Below are 18,684 nucleotides of genomic sequence, written 5' to 3'. Positions count from 1 at the left end.
TTCTCCGTTAGCAAGACAGGGGGGCGTGGGAGCGGCCGTAGAACCACCAGCAGATGGCCATGCAGCTCAGGTAGAACGCCAGGAAACAGAACAGCGCGGCCTGCGGGCCGCCGGCCAGCGCGAAGGCGCTGCCGAAACTCTTTGGGATGAAGAAGCCGCCGTAGGCGCCGATGGCCGAGCACAGGCCCAAGGCGGCGGCGCCGCGTGCCTGCGCGTCGCGCAAGGCGTCGGGCGCGGCGCCTCGGGCGCCGCGCAGATAGCCGAGCGGAATCATGCGAAAGGTGCTGCCATTGGCAACGCCGGCGGCGCCGAACAGCAGCACGAAGCTGGCGACGAAGAGCGCCGGTCGACCGCCCCCCTCCAGGCTGCCGAGCACGCCGAGCACGCCCAGCGCCAGCGCCGCGAAGGCCAGCAGGCTGACCGAGGCCCCGCCCCGGCGGTCGGCGATCCAGCCGCCCAGCGGGCGCATCAGCGCACCCAGCAGGGGGCCCATCCACACCAGCTGCAACGCGGTGCTGGCGGCGGGAAACTGCTGGCTGAGCAGCAACGGGTAGGCGGCCGAAAAACCGATAAAGCTGCCGAAGCTGCCCAGGTAGAGCCAGCCCATCAGCCAGCTGTGGCGGTGCGTGAAGACCTGGGCCTGGTCCTGCAGCGACAGCGCGCCGCGCTGCACATCGTTCATGCCGACCCAGGCCGCGAGGCTGACGGCGACGATCAGCGGCAGCCAGATCAGGCCGGCATTCGCCAGCCACAGCGACTGCCCGGCGTCCTGCGGCAGGTCGAACAGATTGAGGGCGATGCCGGCCGGCACCAGCCATTGCGCCAGGCTCACGCCCAGGTGCGCGAAGCCGGCGCCGATGCCCAGCGCCGTGCCCTGCTCATGCGCAGGGAAGCAGGCGCTGATGTGCGCCACGCCGCTGGCGAAATTGGCGCCGCCCAGCCCGCAGAGCAGCGAGAGCAGCACCATGGTTTCGAAGGGCGTGCTCGGGTCCTGCACCGCCCAGGCGATGCCGCCGGCGGGCAGCAGCAGGCTGGCGGTGGACAGCGCGGTCCAGCGCCGCCCACCCACCCAGGGCAGGGCCAGGCCGTAGAAGATGCGCAGCGTGGCGCCGCACAGGGCCGGCAGGGCGCTGAGCCAGAACAGCTGGTTGGTGCTGTAGCGAAAGCCCGCGGCCGGCAGATGCACGACCAGCACCGACCAAAGCATCCAGACCGCGAAGGACAGGGCCATCGCCGGGATCACGAAGGCCAGGTTGCGCAAGGCCACCGCGCGCCCATGGCGGGCCCAGAAATCCGGGTCTTCCGGATTCCAGGCAGGGGCGAGGCTCAGGGTCTGGGTCACGATCCGGATGCTCGGTTTTCCTTGCCTTGGCCACCATCCATCGGCGGGGCGGGGCGGCTTGGCGCGGAATGACGAGGCACCGCGGCCGGGGCATCGTTCTTTGGAACTAGGGGCGCCCAGACCGGCGCGGCCGGATCAATGCCTGAGCGGGCCGCAGGCCACGAACAGCCGGGCCAGATTGGCCGCACCAAGCATGGCCCGGGCGACCCCGCCCGGCGGCGCGAAGCCGGCGGCCCGGCCCAGGTCCAGCGCAGGTGAGTCTCGAATCCCATCGCTTGGGTGAGCGGACCCAGTTCGCCAGCGATCCGGGCGCCGGATAGGACCCGGGACTGCATGCCCACGATGGCAGGCGGTCAGCCGCCATGCACGATGGGGGTGGCCGCGGTCAAGGTGAAGCAGGAGAACACCCTGCGCGGCTCCAGCAGGTCGATCCGCACCACGTCACCATGGTGCGGCAGGCGCGCTCCATGGCGGGCCTGCAACAACCGCCAGCCCGGTATGGTCAAGGAGGCCGGCGCGCCTCAGGGGTTGTGGATCTCCGCGCCGCGTCGCAGGTAGAAGCCCCAGTTGATCAGCAGGCACAGGCCGTAGAACACCGCGAAGCCGTACATCGCGAACTGCGGCGTGCCGGCCCTGATCTGGTCGCCGATGACGACCGGAGCGATGAAGGCGCCGTAGCCGGCCACGGCCGAGGTCCAGCCCAGCACCGGACCGGCCTGCTGGCGGTCGAACACCACGCCGATGGTGCGGAAGGTGCTGCCGTTGCCGATGCCGCTGGCGAAGAAGAGCAGCAGGATCAGGCCGAGGAAGAGCGGGAAGTACTGCTCGGGCGTCGCCGAGTTGTAGGCCAGGCTCATCACGTAGCCGGTGGCCACCGAGCCGACGACCAGGATGGCCGAGATGATTTGCGTGACCAGGGAGCCGCCCCAGCGGTCGGCAATCCAGCCACCCAGCGGACGCATGGCCGCGCCGACGAAGGGGCCCAGCCAGGCGTAGGTGAAGGCCGAGGGGGCGTTGGGGTTCTTCAGCGTGTGCTGCATGACGCCGGCGGCGTCGGGCACATGGCTGACGCCGAAGATCACCGCGATCGACAGCGGCAGCGCCATCGAGAAGCCGATGAAGGAGCCGAAGGTGACGATGTAGAGCGCCGTCATCGACCAGGTGTGCTTGTTGCGGAAGATCGCGAACTGCCTGGCGATGTTCTCCTTCATCGGGCCGAAGGCGGCCAGCTTCATGATCAGCAGCGCGCTGACGATGTCCAGCGGCACCGCCACCCACATATTGATCAGCCCCAGCCCGGTGGGCGCCGGCAGGTAGACGTAGAGGATGGCGATCGAAGGAATGAAGGCCAGGGTGTACAGATAGGTGATCTTGGCGAAGGCCTTGATCGGATGGCCGGCCGTGGGCGACACGCTGCTGAGGTTGTTCATGCCCCACCAGCAGGCCATGGCCAGCGGAATCAGCGAGACCACCCAGGCAAAGCCGGCGTTCTGCACCCAGGCCGGAGTGCCGGCGGCGATCTTGCCGAAGATCCAGCCGCTGTCCTTCAGCAGCGGCATCGAGTCGCCGCCCAGTGCGCCGAACAGCGGCATCGTCATCACCAGCGGGATCAGGATCTGCATGGTGGTGACGCCGAAATTTCCCAGGCCGCCGTTCAGGCCCAGGGCCGTGCCCTGCAGGCGCTTGGGGAAGAAGGTGCTGATGTTGGACATCGACGACGCAAAGTTGCCGCCGCCCACGCCGGACCACAGCGCCATCAGCTGGAACACCCACAACGGCCACTCGGGGTGCTGCAGTGCGATGCCGGTGCCGATGGCCGGGGCCAGCAGCATGCCGGTGGTCAGCGTGATGGTGTTGCGGCCGCCGGCCAGACGCACCAGGAAGGAGGCGGGGATGCGCATGGTGGCGCCGGAGATGCCGGCAATGGCGGTCAGCGTGAAGAGCTCGGCCTGGCTGAAGGGGAAGCCCAGGTTCAGCATCTGCACGCTGATGATGCCCCACATGCCCCAGACGGCGAAGCCGCAGAGCAGGGCCGGGATCGAGAGCCAGAGGTTGCGGTAGGCGATGCGCCGGCCGGTCTGTTCCCAGAAGCGCTCCTCTTCGGGGCGCCAGTCGCTGATGTCGGCGCGGGCGCCGCTTGGGGTGGGGGTATGCATGGGATTCCTTCGGGGTTCAGGCCTTGAGCCGCATGCCGGTGGCGTGCCGCCCCATCAGCTCGGTCTTGCGCACTTCGGTCCAGTACATCCAGATCAGGGAGACCCAGACCACGCCATACATCAGCATGAAGGCGCTGGAGCGGATGCCGGTGAAGTCCAGCAGGGCGCCGAACAGGATGGGCAGCACGAAGCCGCCCAGGCCGCCGGCCAGACCGACGATGCCGCTGATGGCGCCGATGTTGTGCGGGTACTCGTCGCTGATGTACTTGAACACCGAGGCCTTGCCGAAGGCCCAGGCCACGCCCAGCACGCCCATGATGGCGGTGAACATGTAGACGTTCAGGCCGATGTGGAAGGTCCTGGCGCCTTCGATGGTGTGGATGGTGAAGTCGGTCTGCGGATAGCTGAGCAGGAACAGGCAGATCCAGCTCACCCACATCACCCACCAGGTGACCTGGTGGGCGCCATAGCGGTCGGAGAGCACGCCGCCGATGGCGCGCAGCACGCCGCCGGGCAGGCTGAAGCAGGCGGCCAGCAGGGCCGCGACGCGGATGTCCAGCCCGTACTCGCCGACGTAGTACTGCACCATCCACAGTGCCAGCGCGACATAGCCGCCGAACACGATGCTGTAGTACTGGCAGTACTTCAGCACCTTGGGGTCCTTCAGCGCCTTGAGCTGGTCCGTGAACTTCACATGGCTGGCGGCACGGTGCCTGGGGTCGCTGTAGCTGAACAGCCAGAACAGCAGCACCGTGCCGACCATCACGGCGGCATAGACCTGGGGCACCATGGTCCAGCCGAAGGCGACCAGGATCACCGGGGCCACGAATTTGTTCACCGCCGAGCCCGAGTTGCCGGCCCCGTACACCCCCATGGCCATGCCCTGGCGCTTCTTCGGGAACCAGCGCGCCACATAGGGCGTGCCGACCGAGAACGCGCCGCCGGCAAGACCGACGAACAGGCCGATGGTCAGGAAATGCCAGTACTGCGTCGCGTAGGCCATCAGCCAGATCGCGGGGACCGTGCTGGCCATCAGCAGGGCCATCACGATGCGACCGCCGTAGCGATCGGTCCAGATGCCCAGGGGCACGCGCACCAATGAGCCGGTGAGCACCGGCATCGAGGTGAGCAGGCCGAATTGCGTGGCCGTGAGACCGAGCTGCTGCTTGATCGGGATGCCGATGACGCCAAACATCATCCACACCATGAAGCAGACGGTGAATGCCAGGGTGCTGACGATCAGCACCGACCAGGCCTTGCGGTCGGCAGGGGGGGCGGACATGCAGTGCTCCTCAGGATTGCTGTGAGCACTTTGGCCTGCGGCCGGCCGGCCGACCATTCACCGGAACGGCAGGCGGCGGATGGTCGCAGGGACGAGGCGCGCCGCGCCGCCCTCGTTCGAAAGGACTAGGGCACTCTGAGCGCGGGTTAGGCGCTGCGCTGCTGGGTCACCAGTACCGCGGCCTGCACGCGCGAGTCCAGGTCCAGCTTGCGCAGCAGGTGCTGCACATGGATCTTGACCGTGGTCTCGGCAATGCCGAGTGCGCGGGCGATCTGCTTGTTGGAATCGCCTCGCGCGATCAGCTCAAGGATCTCGCGCTCGCGCGGCGACAGACTGGCAAAGGGGTCGGGCGGCGGCGGGGCGCTGAGCTCGGTCTCCTGCCGGAAGGCGCTGGCCAGTTTGCCGGCCATCTCACCACTGAAGCTCGACACGCCGCGGCTGGCGCGCTCGATGGCCTGCGTCAGCTCCAGGTTGTCGGCCGTCTTGAGCAGATAGCCGCAGGCGCCGCCCCGGAGCGCCGCGCCGAGGTCGGACTCCGCCTCGCTCATCGTCAGCATCAGCACCTGGGCCTGCGGCGCCGCGGCCTTCAGCGCCGGCAGCGCCTGCACGCCGCTGACGCCGGGCAGGTGGTTGTCGAGCAGGATGACCTGCGGCTGCAGCTCGGCGGCCAGGCGCTCGGCCGCCGAGGCGTCGGCCGCCTCGCCCACCACCTGCAGCTGTGGCTGGGTGGCCAGCAACGCGATCAGGCCACGGCGGAACAGGGTGTGGTCGTCGACGACGAGCACACGGATGGCGGGGGCTGCGAGTTCAGTCATGGTTCAGCGCGGCGGATTCTGGCAGGGCCACGCAGACGCGGGTGCCGCTGCCCGGGCGTGAGCGCAGCTCGACCGTGGCGCCGACCTTGGCGGCGCGTTCGCGCATGATGCGCAGGCCCACATGGCTGTCGTCGGGCGCGTCGTGCACCGGGTCGAAGCCGCAGCCGTCGTCGCGGATCTCGATCTGCCAATGGGGCTGGTGCAGCAGATGCACCTGCACGGCCCGGGCCTGGGCATGCTTGCGCACATTCGATAGGGCCTCCTGCACCACGTGCAGCAGCTGCACCTGCACGTCGGCGGGAAGGGGCGCGCCGTGGCCCTCCACCGTCAACTCGGCCGGCAGGCCGCTTTGCAGGCGGAACTTCTGCAGCGTCTGCTGCAGGGCAGGCAGCAGGTCGTCGCCATCGGTGCGGGTGCGGAAATTCATCAGCAGCGCGCGCACATCGGCGCTGCTTTCCTTCAGCCCGAGCTCCAGCTGGTCGAGCAGGCGCAGGGTTTCGGTGGCCTGGCCATGCTGCTGGGCGGCCTTGAGCAGCTGCAGCTGGATCTTCATGAAGGCCAGGCTCTGCGCGATCGAATCATGCAGCTCGCGCGCCAGCAGCGCGCGCTCCTCAGCCACGGCCGCCTCGCGCCGTAGCGCCGCATGGCGCAGGCCCTCGAGTGCGCTCGACAGGTGGCTGGCCAGGCTGTCCAGCAGCTCGCCATCCGCGGGCTCCAGCACCGCGGCCTCGCGGTAGAAGAGGTTGATTTCGCCCATCATCCGCCCCTGCACCGGCAGGGCCACGCTGGTCACCGACACGAAACCCGCCTTGGTGCAGCCGCTGCTGAGAGGCTCAGTGGCCTGGATGCGGATCACGCGGGCCTTGGGCTCGGGGCTGCCGCAGTGGCAGTCGCCCGGTTTCAGGCAGCGTTCGGACTCCAGCATCGCCGGGGGCAGGCCCTGGGCCGCCAGCAGCACCATGCGCTGCTGGCTGCTGTCCAGCCAGCGGATGGCCACGCCGTCGCAGCGCGCGACGCGGCGCAGCCGCTCGGTGAAGCCGGCCGCCAGCTCCTGCTGCGAGGCGGCCCGGGCCGCGAAGGCGCTGGCGTCGTAGAGCGCCGCCAGGCGGTGCTTCTCGTCGCGTAGCGCGCTGGTCTTGGCCCGCACATCGTCTTCCATGCCGGCGTACAGGGCCTGCAGATGCGCGGCCATGCGGTTGAAACCACGCGCCAACTCGCCAAACTCGTCGCGGGAACTTTCTGCGACCCGGGCTCGCAGATCGCCGCGCTCGAGCGCAGAGAGGCCGCGGCGCAGGCGGTCCACCGGCGCGAACACCAGCAGGTGCGAGGCATAGAGAAAAGCGACCGCGGCGGCGATGGCCAGACCGACCAAGGCCAGCTGCACCGAGGACAGCAGGGTGTTGCGCTGCGCCAGCTGGGTCTCGATGGCGGCCACCAGGCCGTCGACGCGCTGCACCATGTCGTCGACCTGGGCGCCGGTGATGCGCGGGAGCTCCCGCGCGGCCTGGGCGCGGAAATCCTGCCAGCCGTCACCGACGGCCTGGTAGGCCGCGGCCGTGGCGCGGTCGCGCGGCAGGAAGAGGGGGCGGGCGGGGTCGCCGTCTCGGACCAGACGCAGGGCCTCGTCGACCTGCTGCAGGTGCCGGTCGACATCCCGATGCTCGCCCAGCGCCACCGCGTGCGCGATGCGCAGGGTCTGCATGCGCAGGCGGCCGGCCTCGTTGACTGCCGCCGCGCCGCCCTCGAGCTGCCAGCCCAGCCAGAGGGTCAGGCCAATGGATGTCAGCGCGGTCACCAGCAGGCCCGCACCGAGTAGGCCTACCTTGGTGGCGAGCCGCGCGTTCTTCCATTGCCAGGTCATGCCGGATTGTCGATCGCCGGCGGCGCGATCCAGGGGCCGGTCCGGCTGGGCTTTGCGTTGCCGCAAGCCCAAGCTGCCGCTTGAGGGGCGTCGAACCGTTCTCAGAACGGTTCGATCGCCATCTCAGCCACAGGCCCCCACATGCCCGCAGGCGGTGCAGAAGTCGCAGCCGTCCTTGTGGATCAGCGTGGCGTTGCCGCATTCCGGGCAGCTGCGGCCGGCCTGGATCTGCAGGCCGCCCACGCTGCCGCCGGCCTGCGGCGCCGGGGCCTGCAGCACGCCCATCTCGCGCAGCGGGTAGCCCTGCTCGTCCAGGATGCCCAGCATGGCGTAGCGGTGCAGCACCAATCTCGCCAGATAGGCCACCGTGCTGGGCCAGGTGCGCTGCCGGCGTTCGTCCTTCAGGCCGGGCTCGAAGGCCATGAAGTCGCCCAGCGGCTCGGCGTAGTTCAAAAGCTTGCGCAGCTTCATGCCGATCCAGGCCGGGTCCACCACGCGCATGTCCAGGCTCAGCAACCGGGCCAGGCCATCCAGCGCGCGAGGGTAGCGGCCCGAGAGCGCCATGGCGCAGGGCCGGGTGTGCACGCTGCCATCGGGGCCGGGCAGGCTGACCTCCTTGAGCGTGAGCGTGAAGTCCTCCTGCGTGGCCGGGTTCACCACATCCACGGCCCAGGCCAGGGTGCCGTCAAAGCCGGTCTGCGGCTCGTGCCGGCTGAACAGCGAATCCAGCACCGGGGTGGCCTGGCCCTCGGGCATGGGCAAGGTCTTGAGTTGTTCGCAGCGCCAGCGCAGCAGAGCTGCCAAGGCCGCCACCACGCCAGGGAAGCGGCGCGGCTGGCCCTGCGGCGGGAAGGGCATCTCGAAGGCATGTTCCTCGGCCAGATGGGCCAGGGTGTCGAGCTTCAGCTGCAGCCAGCCCAGGTCGTTGGCGCGCAGGTCCATGGACAGGCTCTTGGCCAGCGCGCCCAGGCCGCGCAGGCCTTCGTGCTGTTCGGCACCATTGACCCAGACCTCGAAGGGGCGGTTGCCGCCGGCCTCGGCCAGCTCGCCGATGAAGAGCGCGAAGTCCCCCAACGGGTGGCGCACCATGAAGGTCCAGGCCGGGTTGCCGCTGGGCAGCTCGGGGCGGCTGGGCCAGCGCAGCGAGGCCAGCACCGGGGCCCCTGCGGGCTTGAGCACCAGGCGCTGGTTGGGGTCCAGGGTCGGCGCCGCTGCCACGGGAGCCGGGCTGGGCGTGGTGGACAGCACAGCCCCCAGCACCGCGTTGGGCCGGTAGGTGGCCAGGCCCTTGAGCCCGAGCTTCCAGGCCTGGGTGTAGAGCTCGCGGAAGTCCTCGAAGGGGTAGTCGGCCGGCACGTTCACGGTCTTGCTGATGGCCGTGTCGATGAAGGGCGCGACCGCGCCCACCATGGCGGCGTGGTCCGCGGCGCTGATTTCCAGCGCGCTCACAAAGGCCGGCGGAAGGGGCGCCTCGGCCCCATGCAGGTGCTTGAACAGGCGGTAGGCGTGGTCTTCCACCGCGTATTCCTTGTGCGAGCCATCGGCCTGGCGCTTCTTGCGCTGGTAGGTCCAGCTGAAGGCGGGCTCAATGCCGTTGCTGGCGTTGTCACAGAAGGCCAGGCTGATGGTGCCGGTGGGGGCGATGGCCAGCAGGTGCGAGTTGCGCAGGCCCACCTCGCGGATGCGTTTCTTGAGCGCCTTGGGCAGGCGGTTGGCGAAGCGCTCGCCGGCCAACATGAGGTCGGCATTGAAGAGCGGGAAGGGGCCGCGCTCGGCGGCCAGGTGGGTGGAGGCGCGGTAGGCGGCATCGCGCATCACCTCGGCGATGCGTGCGCCTTGGGTGCGCGCGGCCGGGCTGTCGTAGCGCAGGCCCAGCATCACCAGGGCATCGCCCAGGCCGGTGAAGCCCAGGCCCACGCGGCGCTTGGCCTTGGCCTCGGCGTCCTGCTGCGGCAGGGGCCACAGGGTCAGGTCCAGCACGTTGTCCAGCATGCGCACCGCCACCTCGATGACGCCGCAGAAGGCGTTCTCGTCAAAGGCGGCGTTGGCGCTGAAGGGGTCGACCACGAAGCGCGTCAGGTCGATGGAGCCCAGGCAGCAGCAGCCATAGGGAGGCAGGGGCTCTTCAGCACAAGGATTGGTCGCGGTGATGGTCTCGCAATAGCCGAGGTTGTTGTCCTTGTTGATGCTGTCCAGGAAGAGCACGCCGGGTTCGGCGTGGTCGTAGGTGCAGCGCATGATCTGGTCCCACAGATCGCGCGCCGGCACGCGGCGGTAGACCCAGAGGCCGTCGTCGCGGCGGTAGGCGCCGGCCTCTTTCAGCACCTTGCCGGGCTCGGATTTGTGCGTGAGCTCCACCTCGCCGCCCTCGATCACCGCCTGCATGAAGGCGTCGGTCACGCCCACGCTGAGGTTGAAGTTGCGCAGCTCACCGCCGTCCTTGGCGTGGATGAAGGTCTCGATGTCCGGGTGGTCGCAGCGCAGCACGCCCATCTGCGCGCCCCGGCGCGCGCCAGCGCTCTCCACCGTCTCGCAGCTGCGGTCGAACACCTTCAGATAGCTGACCGGCCCGGAGGCCGAGCTTTGCGTCGAGCCCACCCAGGCGCCGGCCGGGCGGATGCGCGAGAAGTCGTAGCCCACGCCACCGCCGCGGCGCATGGTTTCGGCCGCCTCGGCCAGGGCCTGGTAGATGCCGGGGAAGCCTTCTTCGGGGCTGCTGATGCTGTCGCCGATGGGCTGCACAAAACAGTTCACCAGGGTGGCCTGGATGCCGGCGCCGGCAGCCGACTGCACGCGACCGGCAGGGATGAAGCCGGCGCGCAGGGCTTGTTCGAACTGCTCAGCCCAGTGGGAGCGGGCCTCGGGCGCCTCGGCCTGGGCCAGGGCCAGCGCGACGCGGCGTTGCACATCCGCGATGCTGGCTTCATCGCCCTTGGCGTACTTTTCCAGCAGGACTTCCTGGCTGATGGCCTGGGCAGGGAGTTCGGTGAGCAGGGTGGGGTTCATGGCGCTATATCTAGTGTGAGGCGCGCAGCCTATCCACTAGATATAGCGATTGCCAGGGCTGTAATTCGCCCAAGGGCGATGTGTTGAGCAAGGTCAAACCGGGCGCATTGGCCCGCCCCGGGGTCTTCCTCAATGGGCCAGTCGGAAGCTGGCCACCGCATGCACGAGTTGCTCGGCCTGGCCCTTGAGGCTCTCGGCGGCGGCAGCGGATTGCTCCACCAAGGCGGCGTTCTGCTGCGTCACCTGGTCCATCTGGCTGACGGCGTCGCTGACCTGGCCGATGCCGGTGGCCTGTTCGCTGCTGGCGCTGCTGATCTCGCCCACGATGTCGCGCACGCGCTGGATGGAGGCCACCACCTGCTGCATGGTCTGCCCGGCCGTGTCCACCTGGGCGCTGCCCTGCTCCACGCGCTCGACGCTGGTGCCGATCAGGGTCTTGATCTCCTTGGCCGCATCGGCGCTGCGCTGGGCCAAGCTGCGTACCTCGCCGGCCACGACGGCGAAGCCGCGCCCCTGTTCGCCCGCCCGCGCGGCTTCCACGGCGGCGTTCAAGGCCAGGATGTTGGTCTGGAAGGCGATGCCATCGATGACGCCGATGATGTCGGCGATCTTGCGGCTGCTTTCGTGGATGCCGCGCATGGTCTCGACCACCTGCCCCACCACCTCGCCGCCCCGTTCGGCCACGCTGGAGGCGTTGACGGCCAACTCGCTGGCCTGACGCGCGCTGTCGGCGTTATTGCGCACCGTGCTGCCCAGCTGTTCCATGGTGGCGGCGGTCTGCTGCAGGGTGCTGGCCTGCTGCTCGGTGCGCTGGCTGAGGTCGGAGTTGCCCTGTGCGATCTCGGCGCTGGCAGTGGCCACCGACTCGGCATTGCCGCGCACCAGGGCCACGGTTTGCATCAGCGACTGCTGCATGCGTGCCATCTGCGCCATCAGGCTGGCCTCATCGCCGGGGCGCACGGCCACGTCCTGGCTCAAGTCACCTGAGGCCACGGCTTGCGCGACGGCAGCGGCCTCGCGCGGTTCGGCCCCCAGTTCGCGCAGGATGCCGCGCGCCAGATAGGCGGAAAGGCCCAACCCCAGGCCCAGCGCCAGGACGATCAGCGCCATGGACGTGATGCGGGTGCTGCTGTAGCGTGCCATGGCCGCTTCGTACTCGGCTTTGGCCACCCGCAGCTGCAAGGCCATCAGGGCTTCCATGTCCTTCTTGGCGGCGGGGAACAGCGTGGCCATCGGCCCTTCCATCAGACTGCGCAGCGCCACCCCATCGCCTGCCCGTGCGGCGGCCAGCGCGGGCTTGAGGCCCTCCTGCACGAAGCGTCCCCGCGAAGCGGTGAACTGTTTGGCAAGCTCGCTCTCTTCCGGCGTCAAGTAGGTGGCCATGAAGGCCTCCCAGGACTTGGTGATCGCCGCGATATTGCCATCCACCTCGGCCACCGCAGCGCGTTGGGCATCGGGGGTCTGCTGGTTCAAGGCCGTGGCCAGCGCCAGGCGGTTGCTGAGCAACCGCGCCTCAATGTCGGCCAGTTGCCCCATCGGCACGGTACGGTCCTCGTAGACCGTGCGCAGGCCCTCACTGGTGGCCGCCAGGCCGCGCAGGCCAAAGAGGCCGATGACCAGCATCAGCAGGCCCAGAAGGCCCACCAACAAACCCAGACGCTTTGCGATCGACAACTGCTGCACTGTGCCCTCCGCGCCCCCGGCTTGGGGTGAAGGAGGATGCTAGGCCCGCGGGACCCTTCTGGCGCGTCCCCTCCTCAATGAGAAGGAGAGGGCATGGAAAGACGCTTTACGGCCGCCACGAAGCGTTGCAGCGTGGGCGAGAGCACGCCGGGGGCCAGGCGGATGTCGATGAGCTGGAAGCGCCCGCGCGTGGCCTGGGCCTGAGCCAATGCGGCGGCCAACTCGGCCCGTGTGTGCACCACCTGGCCCTCGCCACCCATGCCGGCGGCCATGTGGGCGAAGTCCCATTGCCCCAGGTCGTTGAATTTCACCTCGGGCATGAAGGTGCGCAGCATTTCCCAGCTCGCGTTGTTGAACACCAGCACGATGGGGTCCAGCCCGTAGCGGTGCGCATTGCCCAGTTCCCAGCCGGTCATCTGGAAGGCGCCGTCGCCGACCAGGATGATGGGGCGCTGGCCGGTGGCCGCCTGCAGACCCAAGCCCGCCGGCACGCCATAGCCCATGGTGGCGTAGTAGCCCGGTGCGATCAGGCCGGTGGGTTCCACGTCCATGGCGGTGAACAGGCAGTCGCCCACGTCGCAGGCCAGCGGCATGGGGCCGTGCTGGCGCATCAGGCGGTTGATGGCGGCGGCGATGTCGCGCGGCTGCAGGGCGCCGTCGTCCAGCGGCAGCTCGCTGGGGTAAGCCGGCGGCGCGGGCGGCGGGGCTACCGGGGTTTGGGCCTGCACCGGCACGCGCGCCAACAGCGCATCCACCAGCGCGGCCAGCGGCAGATCGGGATAGACCGCGTGCCCCATGTGCACCGCATCGTCATACGCATGGATGGCGTGGCGGAAGTCAATGCGCTGGGCCGAGACCGCGAAGTTGGTGTCGCTGACGATGGCGCCCAAGAGCAGCAGGGCATCCGAGTTCTCGACGCGGGCGCTCAACTCAGGATCGCCGGCCAGACCCAGATAGGTGCCGGCCAGCGGCGCGCCACTGTCAGCCAGCAACCCCCGCCCCATGAAGGTGGTGACCACCGGCAGCGCCAGCCGGCGCGCCAGCTCGGCCACCTTGGCCTCCAGATTGAAGCGGCGCACCTCCACGCACACCACCAGCATCGGGTCCTGTGCGGCGCGCAGGCGGGCCAGCAACTCGTCGGCACAGGCGGCGGCGCGGTCGGGGTCCCAGGTCTTGGCCTGAGGCGCGGGCACGCTGGCGCAGGGGCGGGCCGGCATGTCGCGCGGGATCTCGATATAGACCGGACGCGACTGCTGCAGCGCGGCGTCCAGCACGCGCGCAATTTCAGCCGGGGCGGTCTGCGGGTCATCCAAACGCGCGCGCGCGCAGGTCACTTCCTCGAACAGGCGCCACTGCGAATCCAGGCTCTTGACCTGATGGTGCAGCAACAGGCCGCTGCGGGCTTCGTGCGCGGCGGGCGCCCCCGAAAGCACGACCAGGGGCACGCGCTCGGCATAGGCACTGGCCACGGTATTCACCAGGTTGATCGCACCGGCCCCGTATGTGGCGGCCACCACGCCCAGGCCGCCGCGGGCGCGCGAGGCGCCATCGGCGGCAAAGCCCACGCCGGGCTCGTGCGAGAGCGTGATCAAGGGCAGCAGACCGCAGCGCTCCACCTCGCGAAAGAAGGGCAAGGCAAAGTCGCCCGGGATGCCGAACAGCTCAGTGGCGCCGCGCTCACGCAGCGCATGCAGCAGGCAGCTGGTCAGGGTGGGCAGGGCGCGTTCTTGGGGGCGGTCAATGGGCAAGGACATGGCGAGGACGGCGCGCCTGGGCGCGCCAGATCAGGGTGAGCAAGAAGAAGGCGATGGCCAGGGTGGACACCCAGGCCCCGGCGCGCCGCAGCGCCAGCTCGTCCAGCGCATCGCCGCCCAGGCGCAGCAGCAAGCCGCCATGGAGCAGCGCCAGCGGTGCGTACAGCAGGGGGTGAAAGGGCAGTTGAATCTTCAGCAGCGCCGGGCCGATCAATGGGGCGTGGCCAAACACCATTGAGAACACAAAGCCCAAGAGCAACGCATGCACGGCGGCGTCGTAGGCCAGGCTGCCGGGCTGCAGACCGAAGATCAGCAGCAAGAGCCCGCCCAACAACAGTTGCACATAGCCCGCGATCAGGGCCACGGCAATGAAGCGTGTGAGGCCCTGCAGACGCACGGTGCGGCGCGCCAGATCGTGCTGCAACAGCCACTGGGCCAGCAGCATCAGGGCCAGGCCGAGCGCGCGCGCAGACCATTCCGGCCCCAGACCCACCGAGAGCGGGATGCCCAGCAGGATGGCGCCCAGCTGCTGCTCGACGGCGCGCGAGCGCGGCACGAAGCGCGACAACTCCATGCGCTCACCGGCAATCGTCAGCACCAGGAAGGCGATGGCCAGCGGCAGGCCCTGCACCAGCGGCGCCCCACACAGCCACACCAGCTGCGCCAGCACCCCGCACAGGGCGCCGCCCAGCAGCACGCCCATGAAGGGTTCGGGTTGGCGCGTGGCGGCCAGGGCCGTGCTGGCCAGCAGGCCGACCGACCCGAGCAGATAGAAGCCGCCGCTGAACTGGGTCTGGCCGAGCAGCAAGCAAACCGTGCCCAGCCCGCTGGCCAGCGGCGCAGCGAAGGCCCAGGCCTTCCCCACGGCCACCGCACGTTCCAGCGCGATCACCACGCCGAACAGGCCGCCCACCATCAGCACCCCATGCGCACCGGCTTGGGAAGCAAAGGCCGAGGGCAGATCGGCCCCCAGACGCACCAAGCCGGCCCCCAGGCCCAGCACCATGGCGAGCAGCCCCAAGGCGAGCAGCGGCAGGCGCGGCATGGCCTTCATGCGCCGGTCCAACCCAGGATGGCGCGCGCCAGCGGGCTCATGCGCTGCGGCGTCCACGGCGGGTCGAACACCAACTCGATGTCCAGGGTCTGGCTGGCCCCCAGCAGCGGTGCCAACACGGCTTCCACCTCATCCAGGATCTGATCGGCCATCGGGCAGGCGGCGCTGGTCATGGTCATCGTCAGCATCAAGCCGCCCGGGCTTTCATGCAGCGAGTACAGCAGTCCGAGGTCGACGATATTGACCCCGACCTCGGGATCGAGCACCCCACGCAGGGCTTGCAAGGCCTGCGCCTCCAGTTCCGCGGACATCGCTGGCCTTTGTTCACAACAAGGCCGACAGACTAGGCAAAACCCGGTCTCGGCGCCTTGCACCAGGTCAAACTTGGGTCTGGGTGTCTCGCCCAAGACGAAGGCACCCCATGCCGGGGTGCGCCTTCGTCCATCGGGACTCGCGGCGCTTCAGGAGGGTGGATTGTTGGGCGATGGCGCCCAATGCACCTGGATCCGCCAGCCGCCATCGGCCAACTCTTCCTGGGTCATGTCGGCCCCGAGCGCATGCGTCAGGCGCTGGCACAGATTCCATTCGTCCTGCGCCAGTTGGGGCGGAGGCGGGCAGGCGCCGCCCCGGCTGGAAAGCGTCAGGCAAGGGGTGCCGCGGGCCTCCATGCGCAGGTCCAGCAGGACCCGGGGGCTGTGGCCAGTCCCCTGCGCCGCCAAGCCGCACAGTCTTTGCATCAACCGGCTCAGCAGCACCTCGTTGCCGGGCCAGGCCGGCAGCATGCGCGGGAGCTGCAACTCGAAGCTGCAGTCCGGCCAGGCGGCTTGCTGCGCTTGAACCGCCTGCTGCAGCAGCGCGCCAAGGTCGACGCCGGTCACGCTCTGCCCTTGGGGATGAGTTCCCAGATCGCGCTGGGCCAGGGCGAGCAAATCGCCCACATTGGCCTGCAGGCGCTGGGCGGCGGCGGCCATGTCGGCCAGGGCCTTGGCGTCGCGCCGCCGGCCGCTGGCCCGCACCAGGGCCTCTTGCAGTTCGCCCAGGGGTTGCAACAGATCGCGGCCGACCGACTGGAAGAAGGCCTGGCTGGCCCCACGGGCCTCGTGCGCCTGGGCCAGCTTGCGTTCGGCGGCGCGTTCGGTGGCGCGCAGCTCGGACACATCCATCACCGTGCTCAGGATGGCGGCGGGCCGCCCCAGTTGGGCGCTGAGACGCACCTTGGTGACCAGCAGGTCGTGTCGCTGTCCGTCCGCGCCCACATAGCTGCACTCATAGCGCCGGCCGCCGCCCTGGGCACGCAACTCACCGTCCAGGGCTTCATGCCTGCGTGCCTCGTCGGCCGTCTGCAGGCTGGCCGCTGGGCGCCCCAAGACCTGCTCCCGGCTGTGGCCCATGAAGGCCTCCCAGGCCTGGTTGACCTGCAAGTAGCACCCCTGGTCGTCGATCAGCGAGGTGGGCAGGGGATTGAGTTCCACCAGCCGGGCATAGAAGTTGGCCTCGGCCTCCAGCCGTGCGCGTTCTTGTTCCTGCTCAGTGACCTCGATGGCGCCGCCGGCAAAACCCACGCCGCCGTGTTCATCCATCAACGGCACCACGGTGACGTCAAAGTGGCGCTCCCGAGCGTCCTGGGTCTGCAGGACCAGGCGCGCGCAAGCGGGTGCAGCGGCCGGCTCCAGATTGAAGAGCTGGCGGGCTTGGCGCCGCTCGCTCTGCCGCACCAGGTCCAAAAAGGACTGCCCGAGCAGCGCCTCAGGTGCCTGGCCAAAGAGGGTCTGGCTGCTGGCGCTGATGAAGCGCAGCCGGGTGTCGCGGTCGGTGCGGAACAGCAGCTCGCGCAGATTGCCCACCACATGGGCCAGCTCGCTCTCGCGCCGGGCAATCAAGCGCTGTGACTGCGCAATCCGGGCCTGATGCTGTTCGCGCCGCCGCAGCCGGTACCAACCCGTCACGACAGTGCCACCCAGCAGCAGGGGCATCAGGCCGGCCCCCAGCAGCTGAGGGCGCGAGGCACTCCACCAGCTCGTGAGCACGGCAGCCCGGTCGCGCTCCACAATGAGGGCCAAGGGCCGATTGCCCGCCTGGCGCCAAGCCAACAAGGCAGGGTCACGACTTTCCAGGCCCAGGCCCAGCTGGGTGCCAAAGGGTTGGGGGCTGTCGGAGAGAAATTCCAGACGGTCCAGCCAAACCGAGCCCGGCGCGGCACGGTGACTGTGCGCCAGCAACTGCCCATCGAAATGAACCAGGGCGGCCTGTTCGCCCTCGCTGCCCAAGGTGCTGCGCATGGCCACCGCCCAGGCCTCCGTGTGCAGGGTCGCCACCATCAGGATGGGCTCCCCTTGGCGTTCGCCGCGCAGCAGCAAGGGCAGATATCCCAGCTTGGGGGGCAGCACGTCAGCCAAGGCATCCGTGAGAAAGCGCCCAGGCGTCCAGACGCCCAGCACCACCTGCTCGCCTGAGGGCAAAGGGCGCAGCCGCTCCTCGGGCACCCGCTGACCGACTGCCTCGCTGCGGCTGGCAGCCAGCACCTTGCCCTGCAGATCGGTAATGAGCAGTTCGCGCAAGGTCCGTTGATGACGCAGCGTCTGGGTCAGCAATTCGGTGGAGACCGTGGCGCCATTGCGCAGGGACAGGGACAGGGTGGCCAGCGCGGTGGCCGCGCCATCCAAATCACGGCTGACCTGATCCTCAAACAGGCGAGCCAACAAGCCGTTGCGCTCCTGCTGCTGGCTGAGTGCGCGTTCGCGGTCGCGGCGCAGAACCTCGGCGAGCGCCAGGCTCAAGAGCAGCACAGCCAGCAAGCCCAGGCCCAGCAGCCATTGGCTGGGCGGGCGCGCACGCCCAGCCCGATCCATCCAGTGCAACAGGCGCTGGCGGTGGCGGCCGGCGTAGGCGTTGCTCATCGCACCACGATGTCCTTCAGACCATGGCGGCGGGCCGCCTCCAGCAGCCGGCCATCTTTCTGCACCCGGCGCACGAAGCCGTCGATGCGCTCCAGCCAGGCCTCGTCTCCCGGCTTCACGGCATAGGCATAGGGCAGCGGATTGAAAGGCTCGGGCGGGGTGATCAGCTGGGCCCACTCCACCTTGTCCAACAGGCGCCGGCTGTAGGGATAGTCGGTCATGAACACGTCGATGCGACCGCTGGCCAATTCGCGCTCGCGGGTGTCGGGCGGGCGCACGGTGACCAACTGAGCCTGGCGCAGGGTCTTGGCCATCACCGGCTCCATGAAGGTGCCGGCCTGCACCCCCACGCGCACGCCGGGGCGATCAATGTCGCTCCACTCCCCGACGATGGCGCTGCCCTTGTGGGTGACGGCATAAATGCCGCTGCGCAAATAGGGCCGGGTGAAGCGCAAACGCTGCATGCGCTCGGGCAGCATGCCCACGGCAAACATCGCGACGTCACAGCGGTCGCTGTGCAGGTCGGTGATCAGGGCCGCGAAAGAGGAGTCGATGTGCTCGAGCTTGAGGTCCAGCTCGCGGGCCAGTTCGCGCGCGAGGTCGATGTCGATGCCGCTCAACTGCCCGGTGGCCGGTTCGCGATAGCTGATGCCGTAGTAGTCCGGCCAGATGCAGACCCGCAAGGTGCCGCTCAGAGTGACCCGGCTCAGCACCTCACCCGACCACGCCGCGCTGGCCCCCAGCAGACCCAGCGCCAGCAATCCGGCGCGCCACCCCCAACCCAGCTTGCGCATGGCCCCGACTCCTTGACAGGCACCTGCGGTCCATTCTGGG

Annotated in this window: 13 protein-coding genes; all 13 read right to left on the bottom strand. The window is 69.2% G+C overall.

The window, feature by feature from the left end; translation table 11 throughout:
• Positions 1-7 precede the first annotated feature (7 nt).
• Positions 8-1,342 (bottom strand): MFS transporter, encoded by a 1,335-nt coding sequence (locus tag FF090_RS01075; RefSeq protein WP_246071483.1) that lies wholly within the window; start codon positions 1,340-1,342, stop codon positions 8-10.
• A 353-nt stretch (positions 1,343-1,695) separates the two neighbouring features.
• Entirely contained in the window at positions 1,696-1,848 is a 153-nt protein-coding gene (locus tag FF090_RS19030; RefSeq protein ID WP_175423459.1) for a hypothetical protein, read from the bottom strand.
• Positions 1,849-1,863: 15 nt separating this feature from the next.
• The gene (locus tag FF090_RS01070) at positions 1,864-3,498 is read right to left on the bottom strand and encodes an MFS transporter (protein ID WP_138854971.1); all 1,635 of its coding nucleotides are present in this window, start codon (positions 3,496-3,498) and stop codon (positions 1,864-1,866) included.
• A 16-nt stretch (positions 3,499-3,514) separates the two neighbouring features.
• Positions 3,515-4,780 carry an MFS transporter gene (locus tag FF090_RS19680; RefSeq protein ID WP_138854970.1) on the bottom strand — a complete coding sequence of 422 codons (1,266 nt, stop codon included), beginning with the start codon at positions 4,778-4,780 and terminating at the stop codon, positions 3,515-3,517.
• A 146-nt stretch (positions 4,781-4,926) separates the two neighbouring features.
• Positions 4,927-5,595, bottom strand: a complete 669-nt coding sequence (locus tag FF090_RS01060) for a response regulator (RefSeq protein WP_138854969.1) — start codon at positions 5,593-5,595, stop codon at positions 4,927-4,929.
• Positions 5,588-7,456: a type IV pili methyl-accepting chemotaxis transducer N-terminal domain-containing protein gene (locus FF090_RS01055; protein ID WP_138854968.1), complete on the bottom strand. Its 1,869-nt coding sequence runs from the start codon at positions 7,454-7,456 to the stop codon at positions 5,588-5,590. The genes FF090_RS01060 and FF090_RS01055 overlap by 8 nt, the downstream gene beginning before the upstream one ends.
• Positions 7,457-7,579: 123 nt before the next feature.
• Positions 7,580-10,462 (bottom strand): adenosylcobalamin-dependent ribonucleoside-diphosphate reductase, encoded by a 2,883-nt coding sequence (locus FF090_RS01050; RefSeq protein ID WP_138854967.1) that lies wholly within the window; start codon positions 10,460-10,462, stop codon positions 7,580-7,582.
• A 129-nt stretch (positions 10,463-10,591) separates the two neighbouring features.
• Complete coding sequence (locus tag FF090_RS19715; RefSeq protein ID WP_310732982.1) at positions 10,592-12,136, bottom strand: methyl-accepting chemotaxis protein; 1,545 nt, start codon at positions 12,134-12,136, stop codon at positions 10,592-10,594.
• Between the two features lie 83 nt (positions 12,137-12,219).
• Complete coding sequence (gene ipdC / locus FF090_RS01040) at positions 12,220-13,899, bottom strand: indolepyruvate/phenylpyruvate decarboxylase (protein WP_138854965.1); 1,680 nt, start codon at positions 13,897-13,899, stop codon at positions 12,220-12,222.
• A complete protein-coding gene (locus FF090_RS01035; RefSeq protein ID WP_138854964.1) occupies positions 13,883-14,953 on the bottom strand; it encodes a DUF8744 domain-containing protein in 1,071 nt (356 codons plus the stop codon). Before FF090_RS01035 ends, ipdC begins: the two co-directional genes overlap by 17 nt.
• Positions 14,950-15,264, bottom strand: coding sequence for a metal-sulfur cluster assembly factor (locus FF090_RS01030; protein ID WP_138854963.1), 315 nt, complete (start codon positions 15,262-15,264; stop codon positions 14,950-14,952). The genes FF090_RS01035 and FF090_RS01030 overlap by 4 nt, the downstream gene beginning before the upstream one ends.
• Positions 15,265-15,414: 150 nt before the next feature.
• The gene (locus FF090_RS01025; protein WP_138854962.1) at positions 15,415-17,850 is read right to left on the bottom strand and encodes a PAS domain-containing protein; all 2,436 of its coding nucleotides are present in this window, start codon (positions 17,848-17,850) and stop codon (positions 15,415-15,417) included.
• The gene (locus tag FF090_RS01020; protein ID WP_138854961.1) at positions 17,847-18,644 is read right to left on the bottom strand and encodes an ABC transporter substrate-binding protein; all 798 of its coding nucleotides are present in this window, start codon (positions 18,642-18,644) and stop codon (positions 17,847-17,849) included. The genes FF090_RS01025 and FF090_RS01020 overlap by 4 nt, the downstream gene beginning before the upstream one ends.
• Positions 18,645-18,684 lie beyond the last annotated feature (40 nt).

The organism is Inhella inkyongensis (assembly GCF_005952805.1).
GTDB classification, from domain to species: Bacteria; Pseudomonadota; Gammaproteobacteria; order Burkholderiales; family Burkholderiaceae_C; genus Inhella; species Inhella inkyongensis.
Note: the sequence above shows the minus strand (reverse complement) of the source record. Positions and strands in the feature narration are given on the sequence as shown.

Bases quoted from the DNA above. Each gene is read 5' to 3' on its own strand.
- FF090_RS01035 (WP_138854964.1), bottom strand. From the start codon at position 14,953: ATGAAGGCCATGCCGCGCCTGCCGCTGCTCGCCTTGGGGCTGCTCGCC.
- FF090_RS01060 (WP_138854969.1), bottom strand. From the start codon at position 5,595: ATGACTGAACTCGCAGCCCCCGCCATCCGTGTGCTCGTCGTCGACGAC.
- FF090_RS01020 (WP_138854961.1), bottom strand. From the start codon at position 18,644: ATGCGCAAGCTGGGTTGGGGGTGGCGCGCCGGATTGCTGGCGCTGGGT.
- FF090_RS01070 (WP_138854971.1), bottom strand. From the start codon at position 3,498: ATGCATACCCCCACCCCAAGCGGCGCCCGCGCCGACATCAGCGACTGG.
- FF090_RS01030 (WP_138854963.1), bottom strand. From the start codon at position 15,264: ATGTCCGCGGAACTGGAGGCGCAGGCCTTGCAAGCCCTGCGTGGGGTG.
- FF090_RS01055 (WP_138854968.1), bottom strand. From the start codon at position 7,456: ATGACCTGGCAATGGAAGAACGCGCGGCTCGCCACCAAGGTAGGCCTA.
- FF090_RS01025 (WP_138854962.1), bottom strand. From the start codon at position 17,850: ATGAGCAACGCCTACGCCGGCCGCCACCGCCAGCGCCTGTTGCACTGG.
- FF090_RS19680 (WP_138854970.1), bottom strand. From the start codon at position 4,780: ATGTCCGCCCCCCCTGCCGACCGCAAGGCCTGGTCGGTGCTGATCGTC.
- FF090_RS01050 (WP_138854967.1), bottom strand. From the start codon at position 10,462: ATGAACCCCACCCTGCTCACCGAACTCCCTGCCCAGGCCATCAGCCAG.
- ipdC (WP_138854965.1), bottom strand. From the start codon at position 13,899: ATGTCCTTGCCCATTGACCGCCCCCAAGAACGCGCCCTGCCCACCCTG.